14 protein-coding genes and 1 other RNA gene are annotated in these 16,706 nt (G+C 72.1%); 13 read left to right on the top strand and 2 right to left on the bottom strand.

The window, feature by feature from the left end; translation table 11 throughout:
* Window positions 1-242: 242 nt before the first annotated feature.
* Together ACZ6Z8_RS26690 and prfB are read left to right on the top strand one after the other, a co-directional pair.
* Window positions 243-1,499, top strand: a complete 1,257-nt coding sequence (locus ACZ6Z8_RS26690) for a serine/threonine-protein kinase (RefSeq protein WP_465612568.1) — start codon at window positions 243-245, stop codon at window positions 1,497-1,499.
* A gap of 68 nt (window positions 1,500-1,567) precedes the next feature.
* The gene (prfB, locus tag ACZ6Z8_RS26685; protein ID WP_465612567.1) at window positions 1,568-2,680 is read left to right on the top strand and encodes a peptide chain release factor 2; all 1,113 of its coding nucleotides are present in this window, start codon (window positions 1,568-1,570) and stop codon (window positions 2,678-2,680) included.
* A 97-nt stretch (window positions 2,681-2,777) separates the two neighbouring features.
* On the opposite strand, the gene ACZ6Z8_RS26680 is transcribed toward prfB, so the two are convergent.
* Window positions 2,778-2,972, bottom strand: a complete 195-nt coding sequence (locus ACZ6Z8_RS26680; RefSeq protein ID WP_030059729.1) for a hypothetical protein — start codon at window positions 2,970-2,972, stop codon at window positions 2,778-2,780.
* A 368-nt stretch (window positions 2,973-3,340) separates the two neighbouring features.
* Here ACZ6Z8_RS26680 and ftsE point away from each other — a divergent pair, with 368 nt between their 5' ends.
* The 8 genes from ftsE to ACZ6Z8_RS26640 all read left to right on the top strand — a co-directional run bounded on the left by ftsE (window position 3,341) and on the right by ACZ6Z8_RS26640 (window position 12,345).
* The gene (ftsE, locus tag ACZ6Z8_RS26675) at window positions 3,341-4,030 is read left to right on the top strand and encodes a cell division ATP-binding protein FtsE (RefSeq protein ID WP_030059730.1); all 690 of its coding nucleotides are present in this window, start codon (window positions 3,341-3,343) and stop codon (window positions 4,028-4,030) included.
* Window positions 4,031-4,107: 77 nt separating this feature from the next.
* Window positions 4,108-5,019, top strand: coding sequence for a permease-like cell division protein FtsX (ftsX, locus tag ACZ6Z8_RS26670; RefSeq protein ID WP_465612566.1), 912 nt, complete (start codon window positions 4,108-4,110; stop codon window positions 5,017-5,019).
* 113 nt (window positions 5,020-5,132) lie between these two features.
* Window positions 5,133-6,272 carry a S41 family peptidase gene (locus tag ACZ6Z8_RS26665; protein ID WP_465612565.1) on the top strand — a complete coding sequence of 380 codons (1,140 nt, stop codon included), beginning with the start codon at window positions 5,133-5,135 and terminating at the stop codon, window positions 6,270-6,272.
* A gap of 63 nt (window positions 6,273-6,335) precedes the next feature.
* Window positions 6,336-6,812: an SsrA-binding protein SmpB gene (smpB, locus tag ACZ6Z8_RS26660; protein ID WP_350741094.1), complete on the top strand. Its 477-nt coding sequence runs from the start codon at window positions 6,336-6,338 to the stop codon at window positions 6,810-6,812.
* An 86-nt stretch (window positions 6,813-6,898) separates the two neighbouring features.
* Window positions 6,899-7,280, top strand: a transfer-messenger RNA (tmRNA) gene (ssrA, locus tag ACZ6Z8_RS26655).
* Window positions 7,281-7,431: 151 nt separating this feature from the next.
* Window positions 7,432-9,735: a HelD family protein gene (locus ACZ6Z8_RS26650; RefSeq protein WP_465612564.1), complete on the top strand. Its 2,304-nt coding sequence runs from the start codon at window positions 7,432-7,434 to the stop codon at window positions 9,733-9,735.
* Window positions 9,736-10,084: 349 nt separating this feature from the next.
* Window positions 10,085-11,554, top strand: a complete 1,470-nt coding sequence (locus ACZ6Z8_RS26645; RefSeq protein ID WP_465612563.1) for an NAD-dependent malic enzyme — start codon at window positions 10,085-10,087, stop codon at window positions 11,552-11,554.
* Window positions 11,555-12,063: 509 nt separating this feature from the next.
* Complete coding sequence (locus tag ACZ6Z8_RS26640; RefSeq protein ID WP_030059737.1) at window positions 12,064-12,345, top strand: HU family DNA-binding protein; 282 nt, start codon at window positions 12,064-12,066, stop codon at window positions 12,343-12,345.
* 69 nt (window positions 12,346-12,414) lie between these two features.
* On the opposite strand, the gene murA is transcribed toward ACZ6Z8_RS26640, so the two are convergent.
* The gene (murA, locus tag ACZ6Z8_RS26635) at window positions 12,415-13,755 is read right to left on the bottom strand and encodes a UDP-N-acetylglucosamine 1-carboxyvinyltransferase (RefSeq protein ID WP_030283988.1); all 1,341 of its coding nucleotides are present in this window, start codon (window positions 13,753-13,755) and stop codon (window positions 12,415-12,417) included.
* Between the two features lie 299 nt (window positions 13,756-14,054).
* Between murA and ACZ6Z8_RS26630 the strand changes: the two genes are divergently transcribed.
* The 3 genes from ACZ6Z8_RS26630 (at window position 14,055) to ACZ6Z8_RS26620 (ending at window position 16,694) form a co-directional block, all read left to right on the top strand.
* The gene (locus tag ACZ6Z8_RS26630; RefSeq protein ID WP_465612562.1) at window positions 14,055-14,648 is read left to right on the top strand and encodes a YqgE/AlgH family protein; all 594 of its coding nucleotides are present in this window, start codon (window positions 14,055-14,057) and stop codon (window positions 14,646-14,648) included.
* A 72-nt stretch (window positions 14,649-14,720) separates the two neighbouring features.
* Window positions 14,721-14,999 carry a DUF3039 domain-containing protein gene (locus tag ACZ6Z8_RS26625; RefSeq protein WP_030283993.1) on the top strand — a complete coding sequence of 93 codons (279 nt, stop codon included), beginning with the start codon at window positions 14,721-14,723 and terminating at the stop codon, window positions 14,997-14,999.
* Window positions 15,000-15,083: 84 nt separating this feature from the next.
* Window positions 15,084-16,694: a beta-N-acetylhexosaminidase gene (locus ACZ6Z8_RS26620; protein ID WP_465612561.1), complete on the top strand. Its 1,611-nt coding sequence runs from the start codon at window positions 15,084-15,086 to the stop codon at window positions 16,692-16,694.
* Window positions 16,695-16,706 lie beyond the last annotated feature (12 nt).

Raw genomic sequence — 16,706 nt, 5'->3', positions numbered from 1 at the left:
GGGCCGCGCGGCGGGGCCGCGCCGGTGGGTCGCGGGCGGCTGACCGGGGGTCCGGACCCGTTCCGGAAGCCAGGATTGACGCTTTGTCGACAATTCACGAGATTTCTCGGCCCCGAGTCCCGCTCCACGGCCCCCAGGCGCCCCGCGCAGGGGGTCCGGGCGCGTAGGTTGGTCGCTGTTGTCCCGCCCCACCGAGCGCGCCCGGACCCCCGGAGCGCTCCCGCGCCGCCCACGGAGCAGCATTGGCACGCAAGATCGGCAGCCGGTACACCGTCCACCAGGTCATCGGCCGGGGTTCGGCCGGGACGGTCTGGCTCGGTGAGGGGCCCGACGGCCCGGTGGCGGTCAAGCTGCTGCGCGAGGACCTCGCCGCCGACCAGGTGCTGGTCGGCCGTTTCGTCCAGGAGCGCACGGCGCTGACCAGCCTCGACCACCCCCGGGTGGTCGGCGTGCGCGACATGGTCGTGGACGGCAGCGACCTCGCCCTGGTGATGGAACTGGTCCAGGGCACCGACCTGCGCTCCCGGCTGGAGCGGGACGGCGCCCTCCCGCCGCAGGTCGCCGCCTCGGTCATCGCCGACGTCGCCGACGGCCTCGCGGCCGCGCACGCGGCCGGCATCGTCCACCGCGACGTCAAGCCGGAGAACGTCCTGCTCGACCTCGCCGCCGCCCCCGGCCCCGGCGGCGCCCCGCGCGCCAAGCTCACCGACTTCGGCGTGGCCCGCCTGGTCGACGCCCCGCGCCGCACCCGGGCCACCCGGATCATCGGCACCCCCGACTACCTCGCCCCCGAGATCATCGAGGGTCTGGAGCCGCGCGCCGCCGTCGACATCTACGCCCTCGCCACCGTGCTGTACGAGCTGCTGGCCGGCTTCACCCCCTTCGGCGGCGGCCACACGGGCGCGGTGCTGCGCCGGCACGTCACCGAGCAGGTGCCGCCGATCCCCGGCCTGCCGGACGGACTGTGGCGGATCATCTCCGAGTGCCTGGCCAAGGCCCCCGCCTCCCGGCTGCGCGCCGCCGAGCTGGCTGCCCGGCTGCGCGAGCAGCTGCCCTCGCTGGCCGGACTGCCGGTGCTGGCCGTGCCCTCCCAGGGCCGCGCCCCGGCCGAGGAGCAGCTGACCCCGGGCGAGGCGGTCTACGCCGAGGTCGACGCCGGCCCGGGCGTCCACAAGCGCCGCCGCGGCCCGGCCGTCCCGCTGGTGCCGGGCGCCGCCCCGGACTCCACCCGGGACACCCACACCAGCCTTCGCCGCCCCTCGGCCGAGGAGCTGGCCGCGTACGCCGCCGAGTCCCGCGCCCAGCGCACCGCCCCGGGCGGCCACCGCCGGGACCGTGCCGCCCTGCTGCGCCGCCGCCGGATGCTGGCCGTGCTGCTGGCCACCGTGCTGCTGCTGGCGGGCGCCGCCGCGGCCTGGACGGCCTTCGCCGCCACCGGGCCGGGCACCGGCCACCCGGCCCGACCGGCCGTGCACGGCACCGCCCCGCGGGCCCCGTAGCGCCCTCCGGGCCCCTCCCGGAACGGGGGTGTCGTCATGACCACCCCCGGAACCATTACGCTGGGGGCGTGGCAGCCGTCGATCCTTCCGAAGAGCTCAAGAACCTCGATACGACCATGGGGTCGATCGAGGCCGTCCTCGACCTGGACAAGATCCGGGCCGACCTCGCGGTCCTGGAGGAGGAGGCAGCCGCCCCCACCCTGTGGGACGACGTCGCGAACGCGCAGAAGGTGACCAGCCGGCTCTCCTTCCTCCAGGGCGAACTGCGCCGCGTCGAGGGCCTGCGCGGCCGCATCGACGACCTGGGCGTGCTGTTCGAGCTGGCCGAGGCCGAGGACGACGCGGACACCCGCGCCGAGGCCGAGGCCGAGCTCGTCTCGCTGCAGAAGGCCGTCGAGGAGCTGGAGGTCCGCACCCTCCTCTCCGGCGAGTACGACGCCCGCGAGGCGCTGATCAACATCCGTGCCGAGGCCGGTGGCGTGGACGCCGCCGACTTCGCCGAGCAGCTGATGCGCATGTACCTGCGCTGGGCCGAGCGGCACGGGTACCCCACCGAGGTGTACGACACCTCGTACGCCGAAGAGGCGGGCATCAAGTCCGCGACCTTCACCGTGAAGGCCCCGTACGCCTACGGCACCCTCTCGGTCGAGCAGGGCACCCACCGCCTGGTCCGCATCTCGCCCTTCGACAACCAGGGCCGCCGGCAGACCTCCTTCGCCGGTGTCGAGGTGCTCCCGGTCGTCGAGCAGTCCGACCACGTCGACATCGATGAGGGCGACCTGCGGGTGGACGTCTACCGCGCCTCCGGCCCCGGCGGCCAGGGCGTCAACACCACCGACTCGGCGGTGCGCATCACCCACCTCCCGACCGGCATCGTGGTGTCCTGCCAGAACGAGCGCTCGCAGATCCAGAACAAGGCGTCCGCGATGAACGTCCTCCAGGCCAAGCTGCTCGAACGGCGCCGCCAGGAGGAGAAGGCCGCGATGGACGCGCTGAAGGACAGCGGCAGCTCCTGGGGCAACCAGATGCGCTCCTACGTCCTGCACCCGTACCAGATGGTCAAGGACGTCCGCACCGCGTACGAGGCCGGCAACCCGCAGGCGGTCCTGGACGGCGACATCGACGGCTTCATCGAGGCCGGCATCCGCTGGCGCAAGCAGCGCGAGACCAGCGCCGAGTAAGCACCCGGACACAGGCAGCCCGGCCCCGCGCGGGCCCGGACGCACGCAGAAGGCCCCCGACCGTCGAGGTCGGGGGCCTTCCGCGTGGTCGGGGGCCTCAGGCCAGCGCCTGCCGCGCGATCAGCGCCACCGCGAGCAGTCCGGCCAGCAGGGCCAGCAGCATCGCGGGGGAGAGCGCGGCGAACGGCCCCTGCTGCTCCTGCAGCCGGGCCCGGTTGGCGCGGCACACCGGGCAACGCCCGTCGCTGACGCGGCCGTTGCAGTTGGCGCACACCAGATGGTCGCACGTCATGCGATCTCCTCCTCGCTGCTACAGCCAACGCACCGGACGGGGCTTTGGTTCCCTCTTCTTACCTGTACGGGGGAGTCTGCCCTGTACGGGGGAGCGGCCGGACACGGACGCCACCTCCACTCTGCCAGGTTCTGGCGCTCACGGCTCCCGGGCTGTGAGATGGCTCGCAATTATCGGGGCACAAGCGGACATTCTCCCCCAGATTCCGGGGTCCCTCCCCGGCCGTCCCTGCGGGGCGGTCGCCGGTTCGCGTATGGTCCCAGACCGGGAGCGGCCCTCCGCGCTCCCATCGCCCGCCGCCGGACCGGGCCTCCGGGGCGGACCGACCGAGGACTGGCGCCGCCTAGGATGGCCTCCGTGATGCAGCCGTGATCAGATTCGACAACGTCTCCAAGACCTATCCCAAGCAGAACCGTCCCGCCCTGGACAACGTCTCGCTGGAGATCGAGAAGGGTGAGTTCGTCTTCCTGGTCGGCTCGTCCGGCTCGGGAAAGTCCACCTTCCTGCGCCTGTGCCTGCGCGAGGAGCGCCCCTCCACGGGCGCCGTGCACGTGCTGGGCAAGGACCTGGGCAAGCTGTCCAACTGGAAGGTGCCGCACATGCGCCGCCAGCTGGGCACCGTCTTCCAGGACTTCCGCCTGCTGCCCAACAAGACGGTCGCGCAGAACGTCGCCTTCGCGCTGGAGGTGATCGGCAAGCCCAAGAGCGCCATCAACAAGGTGGTGCCCGAGGTGCTGGAGCTGGTCGGCCTCGGCGGCAAGGAGGACCGCATGCCGGGCGAGCTGTCCGGTGGTGAGCAGCAGCGCGTGGCGATCGCCCGGGCGTTCGTGAACCGCCCGATGCTGCTGATCGCGGACGAGCCCACCGGCAACCTCGACCCGCAGAACTCGGTCGGCATCATGAAGCTGCTCGACCGGATCAACCGCACCGGCACCACGGTGCTGATGGCCACCCACGACCAGGCCATCGTCGACCAGATGCGCAAGCGGGTCATCGAACTCGACAAGGGGCTGCTCGTCCGCGACCAGGCCCGCGGCGTCTACGGCTACCAGCACTGATCCACCAGCGCTGACCCCGTGGGGCCGCCGGCCCGACCGCCAGACCGCGCAGTACCGACCCTGGAGTTGTTTCCCGCATGCGTGCCCAGTTCGTCCTGTCGGAGATCGGTGTGGGTCTCCGACGCAACCTGACCATGACCATCGCGGTCGTGGTCAGCGTCGCGCTCTCCCTCGCCCTCGCCGGTTCCTCGCTCCTGGTCCGCGACCAGGTGAACTCCATGAAGGGGTACTGGTACGACAAGGTCGAGGTGAGCATCTACTTCTGCACCAAGGCGGACGCCCGCAACTCGCCGCAGTGCGACAAGGGCGCGGCCACCGACCAGCAGGTCAAGGACATCAAGGACCAGCTGGACAAGATGACTTCGGTGGTCCAGTCGTCCACCTACGAGAGCTCCCCCGAGGCGTACAAGCACTGGAAGGAGATGAACCCGGACAACCCGCTCATCTCCGTCCTGGGCCCGGACGCCATGCCGCAGTCCTGGCGGGTCAAGCTCAACGACCCGACCAAGTACGACGTCATCCAGAGCGCCTTCGCGGGCAAGCCGGGCGTCAAGTCGGTCGAGGACCAGCGGAAGATCCTGGAGAACCTGTTCGGCCTGCTCAACGGTCTGCAGACGGCGGCGTTCGTGATCATGGTGCTGATGCTCTTCGTCGCGTTGCTGCTGATCGTCAACACCGTCCGGGTGTCGGCGTACAGCAGGCGGCGCGAGACGGGCATCATGCGCCTGGTCGGTGCCTCGAACTTCTACGTCCAGATGCCGTTCATCGCCGAGGCGGCGTTCTCCGCGCTGCTGGGCGCGGCGCTCGCCTCCGGACTGCTGATCGGCGGGCACTTCTTCGTCCAGAACTGGCTGGCCGACCGGGTGCAGTTCATCCACTTCATCGGCCTCGGCTCGGTGCTGGCGGTGATCCCGCTGCTGGTCGTGGTCGGTATGGGCATGGCCGGCATCGCGGCGTTCTTCACGCTGCGCAAGTACCTCAAGGTCTGACCCCCGCAGGCTCCTCCGGCCCCGTACGGCACTGCGCCGTACGGGGCCGTCGCCGTTCCGCCCCCGCTCGTTCCGGCCCGCCGCGCGCGGCGCGGTGTCTACACTCCGATGCCATGCTGCAAACTCCGCGCAGGGCGCGTCAGGTGGCCGCCCTCAGCCTGGTGTTCGGCGCCGTGCTGCTGGCCGGCGCCGCCACCGGCGCCTGGGGCGACCCGAGCGACCCGCCGCGCCGCGCCTCCGCCGACCACGCCCCGGCGGCCGCCGCCGGGCTCCCGGCGGACCCGTCCGGCAGGGCACTGTCCGAGCAGCAGGCCGAGCACCTGCTCGCGGCCGGCGGCGACCGCTGGGGCGCCTACTACACCGCCCAGGAGTACGCCGAGTTCAGCCAGGGCCTGGACGGCCGCTACCCCGGCGTCGGCCTGTCGGTCGGCCGCGGCGAGGACGGCGTCACCGAGGTCTCCCAGGTCGTCCCGGCCGGACCGGCCGCCCAGGCCGGGATCGCCCCCGGCGACCGGCTGCTGCGGATCGGCCCGGACCAGGCCGACCGGCTGCCGGTCACCGAGGTGGTCGCCCGGCTGCGCGGGCAGGGCGACGAGCGCCGGGCCGGCTCCGAGGTCACCCTGGCCGTGCGGCGCGGCGACGGCGAGGTGCGCGAACTGCGGCTGAAGCGGGTGCTGCTGGACAGCCGGCAGGTCACCGCGGAGCACCTGGAGCACGGCGTGCTGCGGATCACCGTCCGGGCCTTCACCAGCGGCGTGGCCGACCAGGTGCGCGAAGCGCTGCGCGCCCCGCACACCGGTGTGGTGCTCGATCTGCGCGGCAACTCCGGCGGGTTGGTGGACGAGGCGGTCGGCACCGCCGGGAGCTTACTGGACGGCGGAGCGGTCGGCTCGTACCAGGAGCGCGGCGGGACTCGGGAGTTGACCGCCCCGCCCGGCGGTGACGCGCGCACCCCGCTGGTGGTGCTGGTGGACGGGGGCACGATGAGCGCCGCCGAACTGCTCGCCGGCGCCCTGCAGGACCGCAGCCGCGCCGTGGTGGTGGGCTCGCGGACCTTCGGCAAGGGCACCGTCCAGCAGCCCAGCCGACTCGCCGACGGCGCCGTGCTGGAGATGACCGTCGGCCGCTACCACACCCCGGCCGGGCGCTCCCTGGACGGCACCGGCCTGACCCCGGACGTCCCGGCCACCGCGGGCGAGGACGCCGACGCGCTGGCCCTGCGCGTGCTCGCCGGACTCGGGACGCGCTCCTGACCGGCCGGACGGTCCCTAAAGCAGCTGCCCGATCCGGCGCCGAAGTGCGAGAATGACCGCGCTATGGCAAAGGAAACCGGACAGAAGCTGATCGCGCAGAACAAGAAGGCGCGACACGAGTACACGATCCTCGACACCTACGAGTGCGGCCTCGTCCTCACCGGCACCGAGGTCAAGTCGCTGCGGGAGGGGCGGGCCAACCTGGTCGACGGCTACGCCTACATCCAGAACCACGAGGCGTGGATCGACAACGTCTTCATCCCCGAGTACACCCAGGGGACGTGGACCAACCACGCGGCCCGCCGCAAGCGCAAGCTGCTGCTGCACAAGCTGGAGATCCGCAAGATCGAGACCAAGGTCCGCGACGCGGGCCACACCCTGGTCCCGCTGTCCCTGTACTTCAAGGACGGCCGGGTCAAGCTGGAGCTCGCGCTCGCGGTCGGCAAGAAGCTGTACGACAAGCGCCAGACGCTCCGCGAGAAGCAGGACACCCGCGAGGCGGCCCGCGCGGTGGCGGCGGCCCGGCGGCGCCAGCGTTAATCCGCTGGACCCTTGCCCGTCGCCTCGCGTACTATGGCGCAAGCAACACGGACGGTCACCGTCCGAGCTGTTTCTCAAAAAAACATGGGGATGATCGGTTTCGACAGGGGATGTTGAAACAGGGGAAGCGAGCCGAGGAACGCGGCAATGATCTCGTTAACCACGTGTCGCAAAAAAATAATCGCCAACTCTAAGCGCGATTCCCAGCAGTTCGCTCTCGCTGCCTAATAAGCACCGATAGCGCTTGGGTGTCAGACCGGGGAGTTCCCGACCCGGACCCTGGCATAATCTAGGGAACTCAACCGTCCGCCCGGGCTGCGAGGGCGGATGGGAAATCAAACAGCAGCTGGGCCTGTTGGCGGCTTGTCCGCGTGACCGCCAGGGCCGAGAAAAGCACAGCGGACTGCGCTCGGAGAAGCCCTGAATTAACTCCACTGGACCCGGGTTCGATTCCCGGCATCTCCACCACCCCATGTTCACACCGAAGGCCGCCCCCCGCTCACGCGGAGGGCGGCCTTCGAACTTTTACCGTCCCGGTGCGGCGCGTCCACCCGCCCGGGCGTAGGATCATCCGTCCGCTCGTTTTCCGGAGCCGGATTCCGCCGCAACCCCCGAGGCCATGCAGAGCAACACGGACACCACCCCCACCGCCGATCACGAGACCGTCCGCGAGCGCGAGATCGCCGGTGAGCAGCAGCACCTCGACACCGTCTATCACCGGCTGGAGGAGAAGCTCGCCGAGGCCGAGTACATCCTGGAGGACGCCGCCAAGCGCGTCCACGTCGGCACCCCCGGCGCCCTCGCCGAGCGCGACGCCCAGGTCTACCGGGCCGGTGCGCACCTCCAGCGCCTCAACAACGAGTTCGAGGACTTCCTCTTCGGCCGGATCGACCTCCAGCAGGCGGACGCCCCGGAGGAGCACGGCATCCCGTCCGACACCCCGCTGGACCCGGCCGACCCGGCCGTCGCCGAGACCCTCCACATCGGCCGCCTGGGCGTGCTGGACGCCGAGTACGGCCCGCTGGTGATCGACTGGCGGGCGCCCGCCGCCGCGCCGTTCTACCGCGCCACTCCCGTCGAGCCGGGCCGGGTCATCCGCCGCCGGGTGATCCGCTCCAAGGGCCGCAAGGTCATCGGCGTCGAGGACGACCTGCTGCGCCCCGACCTCACCCCGACCCTGGACGGCGAGGAGCTGGCCGTGGTCGGCGACGGCGCGCTGATGGCCTCGCTGGGCCGCGCCCGCAGCCACTCGATGCGCGACATCGTCTCCTCGATCCAGAAGGAGCAGGACGAGGTGATCCGCGCCGCGGCGGCCGGTGCCACGCTCGTCACCGGCGGCCCCGGCACCGGGAAGACCGCCGTCGCCCTGCACCGCGCCGCGTACCTGCTCTACCAGGACCGCCGCCGCTACGCCGGGGGCATCCTGGTGGTCTCGCCGACGCCGCTGCTGGTCTCCTACACCGAGGGCGTGCTGCCCTCGCTCGGCGAGGAGGGCCAGGTGGCCATCCGCGCCGTCGGCTCGCTGGTGGACGGCATCGAGGCGGGCACCTACGACACCCCTGAGGCGGCCCGGGTCAAGGGCTCGGCGCGGATGGTGCAGCTGCTGCGCAGGGCCGCCCGGGCGGCCCTGGAACTGGGTGCCCCGCAGGAGCTCAAGGTGGTCGCCCGCGGTGAGGTGCTGAAGCTGGACGCGGACCGGCTGCGGGCCGTGCGCGGCAACGTGGTGGGCTCCGGCGGCACCCCGCTGAACCTGCTGCGCCCGCGCGCCCGCCGGCTGCTGCTGGACGCCCTGTGGCAGGAGGCCACCCGGCACCTGCCCAAGCCCACCGACCACTACTCCCGGGAGCAGCGCCAGGAGGAGAAGGAGTCCTTCGACGACTACGTCTCGGACGAGCCGTCCTTCCTGGACTTCCTGGACGCCTGGTGGCCGGCCCTGAGCCCGCGCCGGGTGCTCGCCACGCTCAAGCAGGCCCGGCACACCAACCGGATCGCCCGCCGCGCCGTGACGCCGGACGAGGCGAGGCTGCTGGCCGCCTCCTGGCGCCACCTGTCGCCGGCGGGCGAGGGCGCGCTGTCGGCGCACGACGTGGCGCTGGTGGACGAGCTGCAGGTGCTGCTCGGCGAGCCGGCCCGTCCGAAGGTCCGTGAGGTGGACGCGGTGGACCTGCTGAGCGGCCTGGAGGAGGTCACCACCTTCGCCGACCGCAGCTCCCGCCAGCGCGACCGCCAGCCGGTGGAGCGCAAGGAGTACGCCCACGTCATCGTGGACGAGGCCCAGGACCTCACCCCGATGCAGTGGCGGATGATCGGCCGCCGGTCCCGGATGGCCACCTGGACCATCGTCGGCGACCCGGCGCAGTCCTCCTGGCCGTTCCCGCAGGAGGCCCAGGCGGCGATGGACGAGGTGCTGGCCGGCAAGCCGCGCCGCCGCTTCACGCTGACCGTCAACTACCGCAACCCGGCCGAGATCGCCGAGGTCGCGGCCAAGGTGCTGGCGCTGGCCGCGCCGGGCACGCCCTCACCGAGCGCGGTGCGCCACGTCGGCGTGGAGCCGCGCTTCGCGGCCGTCACCGACCCAGCGCCGGAGGCCTTCGGCAAGGCCGCCCGGGCCGAGCTGGAGCGCCTGCTGGGCGAGGTGGACGGCACGGTGGCGATCGTGGTGCCGATGGACCGCCGGGCCGAGGCCGCGGGCTGGGCCGAGGGCCTGGGCGAGCGCGTGGTGGCGCTGGGCAGCCTGGAGGCCAAGGGCCTGGAGTACGACGCGACGGTGGTCGCCGACCCGACCGGCATCGCGGGCGAGTCCGAGGCCGGCCTCCGGGTGCTGTACGTGGCGCTGACCCGGGCGACCCAGCGGCTGACCGTGCTGTCCGGCCCGGACGACCTGCCGGACGCGGCCGGCGTGCCCGCGCTGCTGCACGGCTGACCCGCCCCATGACGAAGGCCCCTCACCGGTGGTGAGGGGCCTTCAGACGTTTAGAACACCGACCCGCCATGCTCGCCTCGCGGCAAGTGGTCCCTCTGAGGGACGAAGGTTGGGCCCGGGGGCTTGGATCGAGCCGGTGCCTGTCCAATGTAACGCATCGGCCCGCAGAGGCAAGGAGTGGAGGGCGGAAGACCGCGGACGGCCGGGCCCGATTGTCGGATCCGCACACTCAATGAACGTTATTTCTGGCAATCCCTTGGAAGGTGCGACGATCGAGGTCTAGCATGCGCAGGCGAATGCCTTCAACAAAATGTTGAGCCTGCGGGACAGACGGAAGAAGGATGCGTCGATGGCGACGGTGCCCAGTGTCTCCAACTCGATCACGGTGCGACTGGAGGTCCCGGCCAGCGGCAACGCGGTCAGTGCGATCACCACGGCCGTGGAGTCCTCCGGCGGATCGGTCACCGGTCTCGACGTCACCGCTTCCGGTCTGGAGGCGCTGAGGATGGACGTGACCGTGGCGGCCTCCTCCGTGGCGCACGGCGAGGAGATCGTCGAGAAGCTGCGGGCGATCGACGGCGTGTCGATCGGCAAGGTCTCGGACCGGACCTTCCTGATGCACCTCGGCGGCAAGATCGAGATGTCCTCGAAGCTGCCGATCCGCAACCGTGACGACCTCAGCATGATCTACACCCCGGGTGTCGCGCGGGTCTGCATGGCGATCGCCGAGAACCCCGAGGACGCCCGCCGCCTCACCATCAAGCGCAACAGCGTCGCGGTGGTCACCGACGGCTCCGCGGTGCTGGGCCTGGGCAACATCGGCCCGGCGGCCGCGCTGCCCGTCATGGAGGGCAAGGCGGCCCTGTTCAAGCGCTTCGCCGGGATCGACGCCTGGCCGATCTGCCTGGACACCCAGGACACCGACGAGATCGTCGCCATCGTCAAGGCGATCGCCCCGGGCTTCGCCGGCATCAACCTGGAGGACATCTCCGCGCCGCGCTGCTTCGAGATCGAGGCCCGGCTGCGCGAGGCCCTGGACATCCCGGTCTTCCACGACGACCAGCACGGCACCGCGATCGTGGTGCTGGCCGCCCTCACCAACGCGCTGAAGGTGGTCGGCAAGGAGATCGGAGACATCCGCGTGGTGATGTCGGGCGCCGGCGCCGCCGGCACCGCGATCCTCAAGCTGCTGCTGGCCGCCGGTGTCGAGCACGCCACCGTCGCGGACGTCCACGGCGTGGTCCACCTGGGCCGTGACGACCTCAACGAGAGCCTGCGCTGGATCGCCGAGCACACCAACCGCTCGGGCCGCACCGGCACCCTCAAGGAGGCCGTGGCGGGCGCCGACGTCTTCATCGGCGTGTCGGCCCCGAACGTCCTGGACGGCGACGACCTGGCCACCATGGCCGAGCAGGCCATCGTCTTCGCGCTGGCCAACCCGGACCCGGAGGTCGACCCGGCCGTCGCCCGGCAGACCGCCGCCGTGGTCGCCACCGGCCGCAGCGACTTCCCGAACCAGATCAACAACGTGCTGGTGTTCCCGGGCGTCTTCCGCGGCCTGCTGGACGCCCAGAGCCGCACGGTCAACACCGAGATGATGATCGCCGCCGCCCGGGCGCTGGCCACCACCGTCGGCGACGACGAGCTGAACGCCAACTACATCATCCCGAGCGTCTTCCACAAGGACGTCGCCAAGACCGTCGCCGCCGCGGTGCGCGACGCCGCCCTGGCCGACGCCCAGGCGCCCGCCCCGGCCCGTCCGACCCCCGGCATCGTCGGCACCCTCGACACCTCCGCGTTCCCCGTCGTCAAGCTCTGACGACGGCATCCGACGACGTGTCGTCGATCGGTCAAATGTCCGATTAGCGGCCATACTCGCCCGAGCGCGCCCCGAACCCTTGCGACACAAGGGCGAGGGGCGTGTTTGGGCTTGTCGTGCCTAGGGCGTACGGTAGCCCTGCACGGGGCAGGCGTGTCCGACAAGTACGGAACGTCCCCCTGGTCTTCCGGCGTGTCGTCCTGACCGCCGCCCGCGCCCGGTCCGCCGGAGCCGACGGAGCGTCACACCTCCAACGGGCGGGCGTTGTTCGGGTGGCTCGGCCGGGGCCCGATTGGCTTTCTCGGGGCCGGTCGGGGCAGGATTCGTTCCCAGGCGGGCGGGCGGGCCTTCGACGGCTCCGGCGCGCGGCATCGGGTACGGACCCGGCCTGCGACCACGCATTGCCTGCATGAGCACAGTGTGCGGACCTGCGGCCCATCCGGGTGCCCCCCGGTGGGAGCACCGATGGGCCCCCGCACACCGCAAGCGAACAGACCACAGGAGTACACATGAACCGCAGTGAGCTGGTGGCCGCGCTGTCCGAGCGCGCCGAGGTGACCCGCAAGGACGCCGACGCCGTTCTGGCCGCCTTCGCCGAGATCGTCGGCGAGGTCGTCGCCAAGGGCGACGAGAAGGTCACCATCCCCGGTTTCCTGACCTTCGAGCGCACCCACCGCGCTGCCCGCACCGCCCGCAACCCGCAGACCGGTGAGCCGATCCAGATCGCGGCCGGCTACAGCGCCAAGGTCAGCGCCGGCTCCAAGCTGAAGGAAGCCGCCAAGGGCGCCTGAGTCACCCCTTGAACGCCCGAGAGGCCGGGCTCCCCGCGGGGAGCCCGGCCTCTCGCCGTGCGTCGGCCGTTACGCGTCGACCAGCTGCTCGCTGGGCAGCTCGACGTGGGCGCCGAGGTCCCGCAGCTTCTCCATGAAGTTCTCGTAGCCGCGGTTGATCAGGTCGATGCCGTGCACGGTCGAGGTGCCCTCGGCCGCCAGCGCCGCGATCAGGTACGAGAAGCCGCCGCGCAGGTCCGGGATGACCAGCTCGGCGCCGATCAGCTTGGACGGGCCGGAGACGACCGCGGAGTGCAGGAAGTTGCGCGCGCCGAAGCGGCACGGGGTGCCGCCCAGGCACTCGCGGTAGAGCTGGATGTGCGCGCCCATCTGGTTCAGCGCGCCGGTGAAGCCCAGGCGGGACTCGTACACCGTCTCGTGCACGATGGACAGCCCGGTGGCCTGGGTCAGCGCGACCACCAGCGGCTGCTGCCAGTCGGTCTGGAAGCCCGGGTGGACGTCGGTCTCCAGGGCGATCGCCTTGAGCTCGCCGCCCGGGTGCCAGAAGCGGATGCCCTCGTCGTCCACCTCGAAGGCGCCGCCGACCTTCCGGAAGGTGTTGAGGAAGGTCATCATCTCCAGCTGGCGGGCGCCGCGGACGTAGATGTCGCCCTTGGTGGCGAGCGCCGCGCAGGCCCAGGAGGCGGCCTCCAGGCGGTCCGGCAGGGCACGGTGGGTGTAGCCGCCCAGCTCGTCCACACCGGTGATCAGGATGGTGCGGTCGGTGCCCAGGGTGATGATCGCGCCCATCTTCTGCAGCACGCAGATCAGGTCGACGATCTCCGGCTCGATGGCCGCGTTGCGCAGCTCGGTGACGCCCTCGGCGAGGACGGCCGTGAGCAGCACCTGCTCGGTCGCCCCGACCGAGGGGTAGGGCAGCTCGATCTTGGTGCCGCGCAGCCGCTGCGGGGCGACCAGGTAGGTGCCCTGGGGGTGCTTCTCGATGGTGGCGCCGAACTGGCGCAGCACCTCGAAGTGGAAGTCGACGGGCCGGCCGCCGATGTCGCAGCCGCCCAGGCCGGGGATGAAGGCGTGGCCGAGGCGGTGCAGCAGCGGGCCGCAGAACAGGATCGGGATCCGCGAGGAGCCGGCGTGGGCGTCGATGTCGGCCACATTGGCGCTCTCGACGTGAGAGGGGTCGAGGATCAGCTCGCCGTCCTCGTCACCGGTGCGCACGGTCACGCCGTGCAGCTGCAGCAGGCCGCGGACCACCTTGACGTCGCGGATGTCCGGGACGTTGCGCAGTCTGCTGGGGCCCTGGCCGAGGAGGGCGGCGACCATGGCCTTGGGGACCAGGTTCTTCGCACCGCGGACGCGGATCTCGCCTTCGAGCGGGTTTCCGCCGTGGACCAGCAGGACGTCGTCGGTCATCGTTCTCGCAATCCGGGGTGCCAGAGGAGTGGGAACGGCTCCGGTACGGAACCGCTGGTGGACCGGTGGTACGGGCGTACGGGCGCGTTCGGGCCCCCGGAGAATCCGAGTCGGCACCGTAGAGGGGCGTCCACCATCCGTAGATGGTAGTAGGCGTCCCGATGGTTCCCGTGAGCCTCTCCCGTGATGGTGCTCTCTCCGGCCCCGCTCATGCCCGCCGGTTCGGCCGTACGGGTGTTCGTCCGGCGTGGCGGGGTTTCGAGTGTTGCGGTGTCCGACCGGTGCCGTTCTGCGGGATCATGTGTGGCATGACGGCGGCCCATTCGCACGGAGGCCGGTCGCACACCGGCCGTCTGCTCGTCGCGACGCCCGTGCTCACCGACCCCAATTTCGCCCGGGCGGTGGTACTGCTCCTCGACCACGACGCCGAGGGGGCGCTCGGCGTGGTGCTCAACCGGCCCACACCGGTCGAGGTGGGCAGTGTCCTGGACGGCTGGGGAAGACTCGTCGGACAGCCGGCGGTGGTCTTCCAGGGCGGTCCGGTGGCGCTGGACTCGGCGCTCGGCCTGGCGGTCGCTCCCGGGGAGCCGGGCTCCGGCGAGCCGCTCGGCTGGCGGCGGGTGCACGGCGCGATCGGCCTGGTGGACCTGGAGGCGCCGCCCGAGGTGCTGGCCGGGGAGCTGGGGAGCCTGCGGATCTTCGCCGGGTACGCCGGCTGGTCCCCGGGCCAGCTGGAGGCCGAGCTGGAGAGCGGCGCCTGGTACCTGGTGGACTGCGAGCCCGGGGACGTCTCCAGCCCCGAGCCGGAGCGGCTGTGGCGCGCGGTGCTGCGCCGCCAGCGCGGCCCGCTGGCGCTGCTGGCGACCTACCCGGACGACCCGACGATGAACTGAGCGGCCGCCCCCGGGCCGGGCGGCGGCGCGACACTGGCCCGGTTTCCGGGGGCGCCCATAGACTTGGCACTCATGAGCACTCTTGAGCCCGAGCGCGGCCTCGGCACCGGCACCCTGGTCGAGCCCGTCCCGCAGGTGTCCCACGGGGACGGCGACCACGAGCGCTTCGCGCACTACGTCCAGAAGGACAAGATCATGGAGAGCGCGCTCTCCGGGTCCCCGGTCGTGGCGCTGTGCGGCAAGGTGTGGGTGCCCGGGCGCGACCCGAAGAAGTACCCGGTCTGCCCGATGTGCAAGGAGATCTACGACGGCATCGGCAAGCCGCAGGGCGGCGACGGCGACAAGCAGTAGCCGTCCGCGGGACGTGGTTCTGCAGAGCACCACGTTCCCGAACTGGTCTATGCCAATCGTGGCGGGCCCGGGCAGGATGTCGGAATGGACCTCATCCCCGCACCTTCGAGTGCCGTCCGCCGCCCGGACGAGGACTTCCCGCTCGACGCCACCACCACGCTGACCGCGCCGCCCGGCCTGTCCGACGCCGAGCGGTGGCTGCGCGGCACGCTGTCCGCGGCCACCGGGCTCCCGCTCGGTCCCGGCCGGCCGGGTGCGGGCATCGAACTGGTCCTGGACGACGCGCTGGCCGCCGAGGCGTACCGGATCACGGTGCGCCCCGGCCACGCCCTGCTCGCCGCGGGCGGTCCGGCCGGCGCGCTGTGGGCCGCGCAGACCCTGCGGCAGATGCTCGGGCCGGACGCGTACCGCCGCTCCCCGCTGCGCCGGGAGGGCTGGGTGCTGCCCGGCGCGGACATCGCGGACGCGCCCCGGTTCGGCTGGCGCGGCGCGCTGCTGGACGTCGCCCGGCACTTCCTGCCCAAGTCCGACGTGCTGCGCTTCGTCGACCTGCTGGCGGCGCACAAGCTCAACGTGCTGCACCTGCACCTGACCGACGACCAGGGCTGGCGGGTGGAGATCAAGCGCTACCCGAGGCTGACCGGGCGCGGCGCCTGGCGGGAGCGCTCGATGGTCGGCCACCGGTCCGCGCAGCGCCGGGACGACCGCCCGCACGGCGGCTACTACACCCAGGACGACCTGCGCGAGATCGTCGCCTACGCGGCCGCGCGCGGAGTCACCGTCGTCCCGGAGATCGACCTGCCCGGCCACACCCAGGCCGCCGTCGCCGCCTACCCCGAGCTGGGCAACACCGACGCGGTGGACACCGCCGCGCTCGGCGTCTGGACGGACTGGGGGGTGAGCCACCACGTGCTCAACGCCTCCGAGGAGACCCTGCGGTTCTTCGAGGGTGTGCTGGAGGAGGTCCTGGAGCTGTTCCCGTCCGAGTTCATCCACCTCGGCGGCGACGAGTGCCCCAAGGAGCAGTGGAAGGACAGCGCCGCCGCCCAGGCCCGGATCCGCGAGCTCGGCCTGGCCAACGAGGACGAGCTGCAGAGCCACGTCATCCGGCACTTCGACCGGTGGCTGGCCGAGCGCGGCCGCCGGCTGATCGGCTGGGACGAGATCCTGGAAGGAGGGCTCGCGCCCGGTGCGGCGGTCTCGTCGTGGCGCGGGTTCGGCGGCGGGATCGCGGCCGCGAGGGCCGGGCACGACGTGGTGATGTGCCCCGAGCAGCACGTCTACCTCGACCACCGGCAGGCGGACGGGCCGGACGAGCCGGTCCCGGTCGGCTTCGTGCGCACGCTGGAGGACGTCTACCGCTTCGAGCCGGTCCCGCCGCAGCTGGACGAGGCCGCCGCCCGGCACGTCATCGGCACCCAGGCCAACCTGTGGAGCGAGTTCGCGGACAGCGCCCGGGACGTCGACTACCGGGTCTTCCCCCGGCTGGTCGCCTTCGCCGAGGTCGCCTGGTCCGAGCTGCCCGCCGATCCGGCCGAGCGCGACTACCCGGGCTTCGAGCGCCGGCTGCGCGGCCACCTGGAGGTGCTGGACGCGCTGGGCGTGGAGTACCGCCCGATGGACGGGCCGCATCCGTGGCAGCGCCGGCCCGGGGTGGCGGGACGGCCGATCGAGGGGCCGCCGCCGGTGCGCTGAGCCGGTGCCCCG

The sequence above is a fragment of the Kitasatospora sp. NPDC101108 genome (assembly GCF_055584725.1).
Note: the sequence above shows the minus strand (reverse complement) of the source record. Positions and strands in the feature narration are given on the sequence as shown.

Bases quoted from the DNA above. Each gene is read 5' to 3' on its own strand.
- smpB (WP_350741094.1), top strand. From the start codon at position 6,336: ATGGCAAAGGAAACCGGACAGAAGCTGATCGCGCAGAACAAGAAGGCG.
- ACZ6Z8_RS26640 (WP_030059737.1), top strand. From the start codon at position 12,064: ATGAACCGCAGTGAGCTGGTGGCCGCGCTGTCCGAGCGCGCCGAGGTG.
- murA (WP_030283988.1), bottom strand. From the start codon at position 13,755: ATGACCGACGACGTCCTGCTGGTCCACGGCGGAAACCCGCTCGAAGGC.
- ACZ6Z8_RS26680 (WP_030059729.1), bottom strand. From the start codon at position 2,972: ATGACGTGCGACCATCTGGTGTGCGCCAACTGCAACGGCCGCGTCAGC.
- ACZ6Z8_RS26630 (WP_465612562.1), top strand. From the start codon at position 14,055: ATGTGTGGCATGACGGCGGCCCATTCGCACGGAGGCCGGTCGCACACC.
- ftsX (WP_465612566.1), top strand. From the start codon at position 4,108: ATGCGTGCCCAGTTCGTCCTGTCGGAGATCGGTGTGGGTCTCCGACGC.
- ACZ6Z8_RS26625 (WP_030283993.1), top strand. From the start codon at position 14,721: ATGAGCACTCTTGAGCCCGAGCGCGGCCTCGGCACCGGCACCCTGGTC.
- ACZ6Z8_RS26650 (WP_465612564.1), top strand. From the start codon at position 7,432: ATGCAGAGCAACACGGACACCACCCCCACCGCCGATCACGAGACCGTC.
- ACZ6Z8_RS26620 (WP_465612561.1), top strand. From the start codon at position 15,084: ATGGACCTCATCCCCGCACCTTCGAGTGCCGTCCGCCGCCCGGACGAG.
- ACZ6Z8_RS26665 (WP_465612565.1), top strand. From the start codon at position 5,133: ATGCTGCAAACTCCGCGCAGGGCGCGTCAGGTGGCCGCCCTCAGCCTG.
- ACZ6Z8_RS26645 (WP_465612563.1), top strand. From the start codon at position 10,085: ATGGCGACGGTGCCCAGTGTCTCCAACTCGATCACGGTGCGACTGGAG.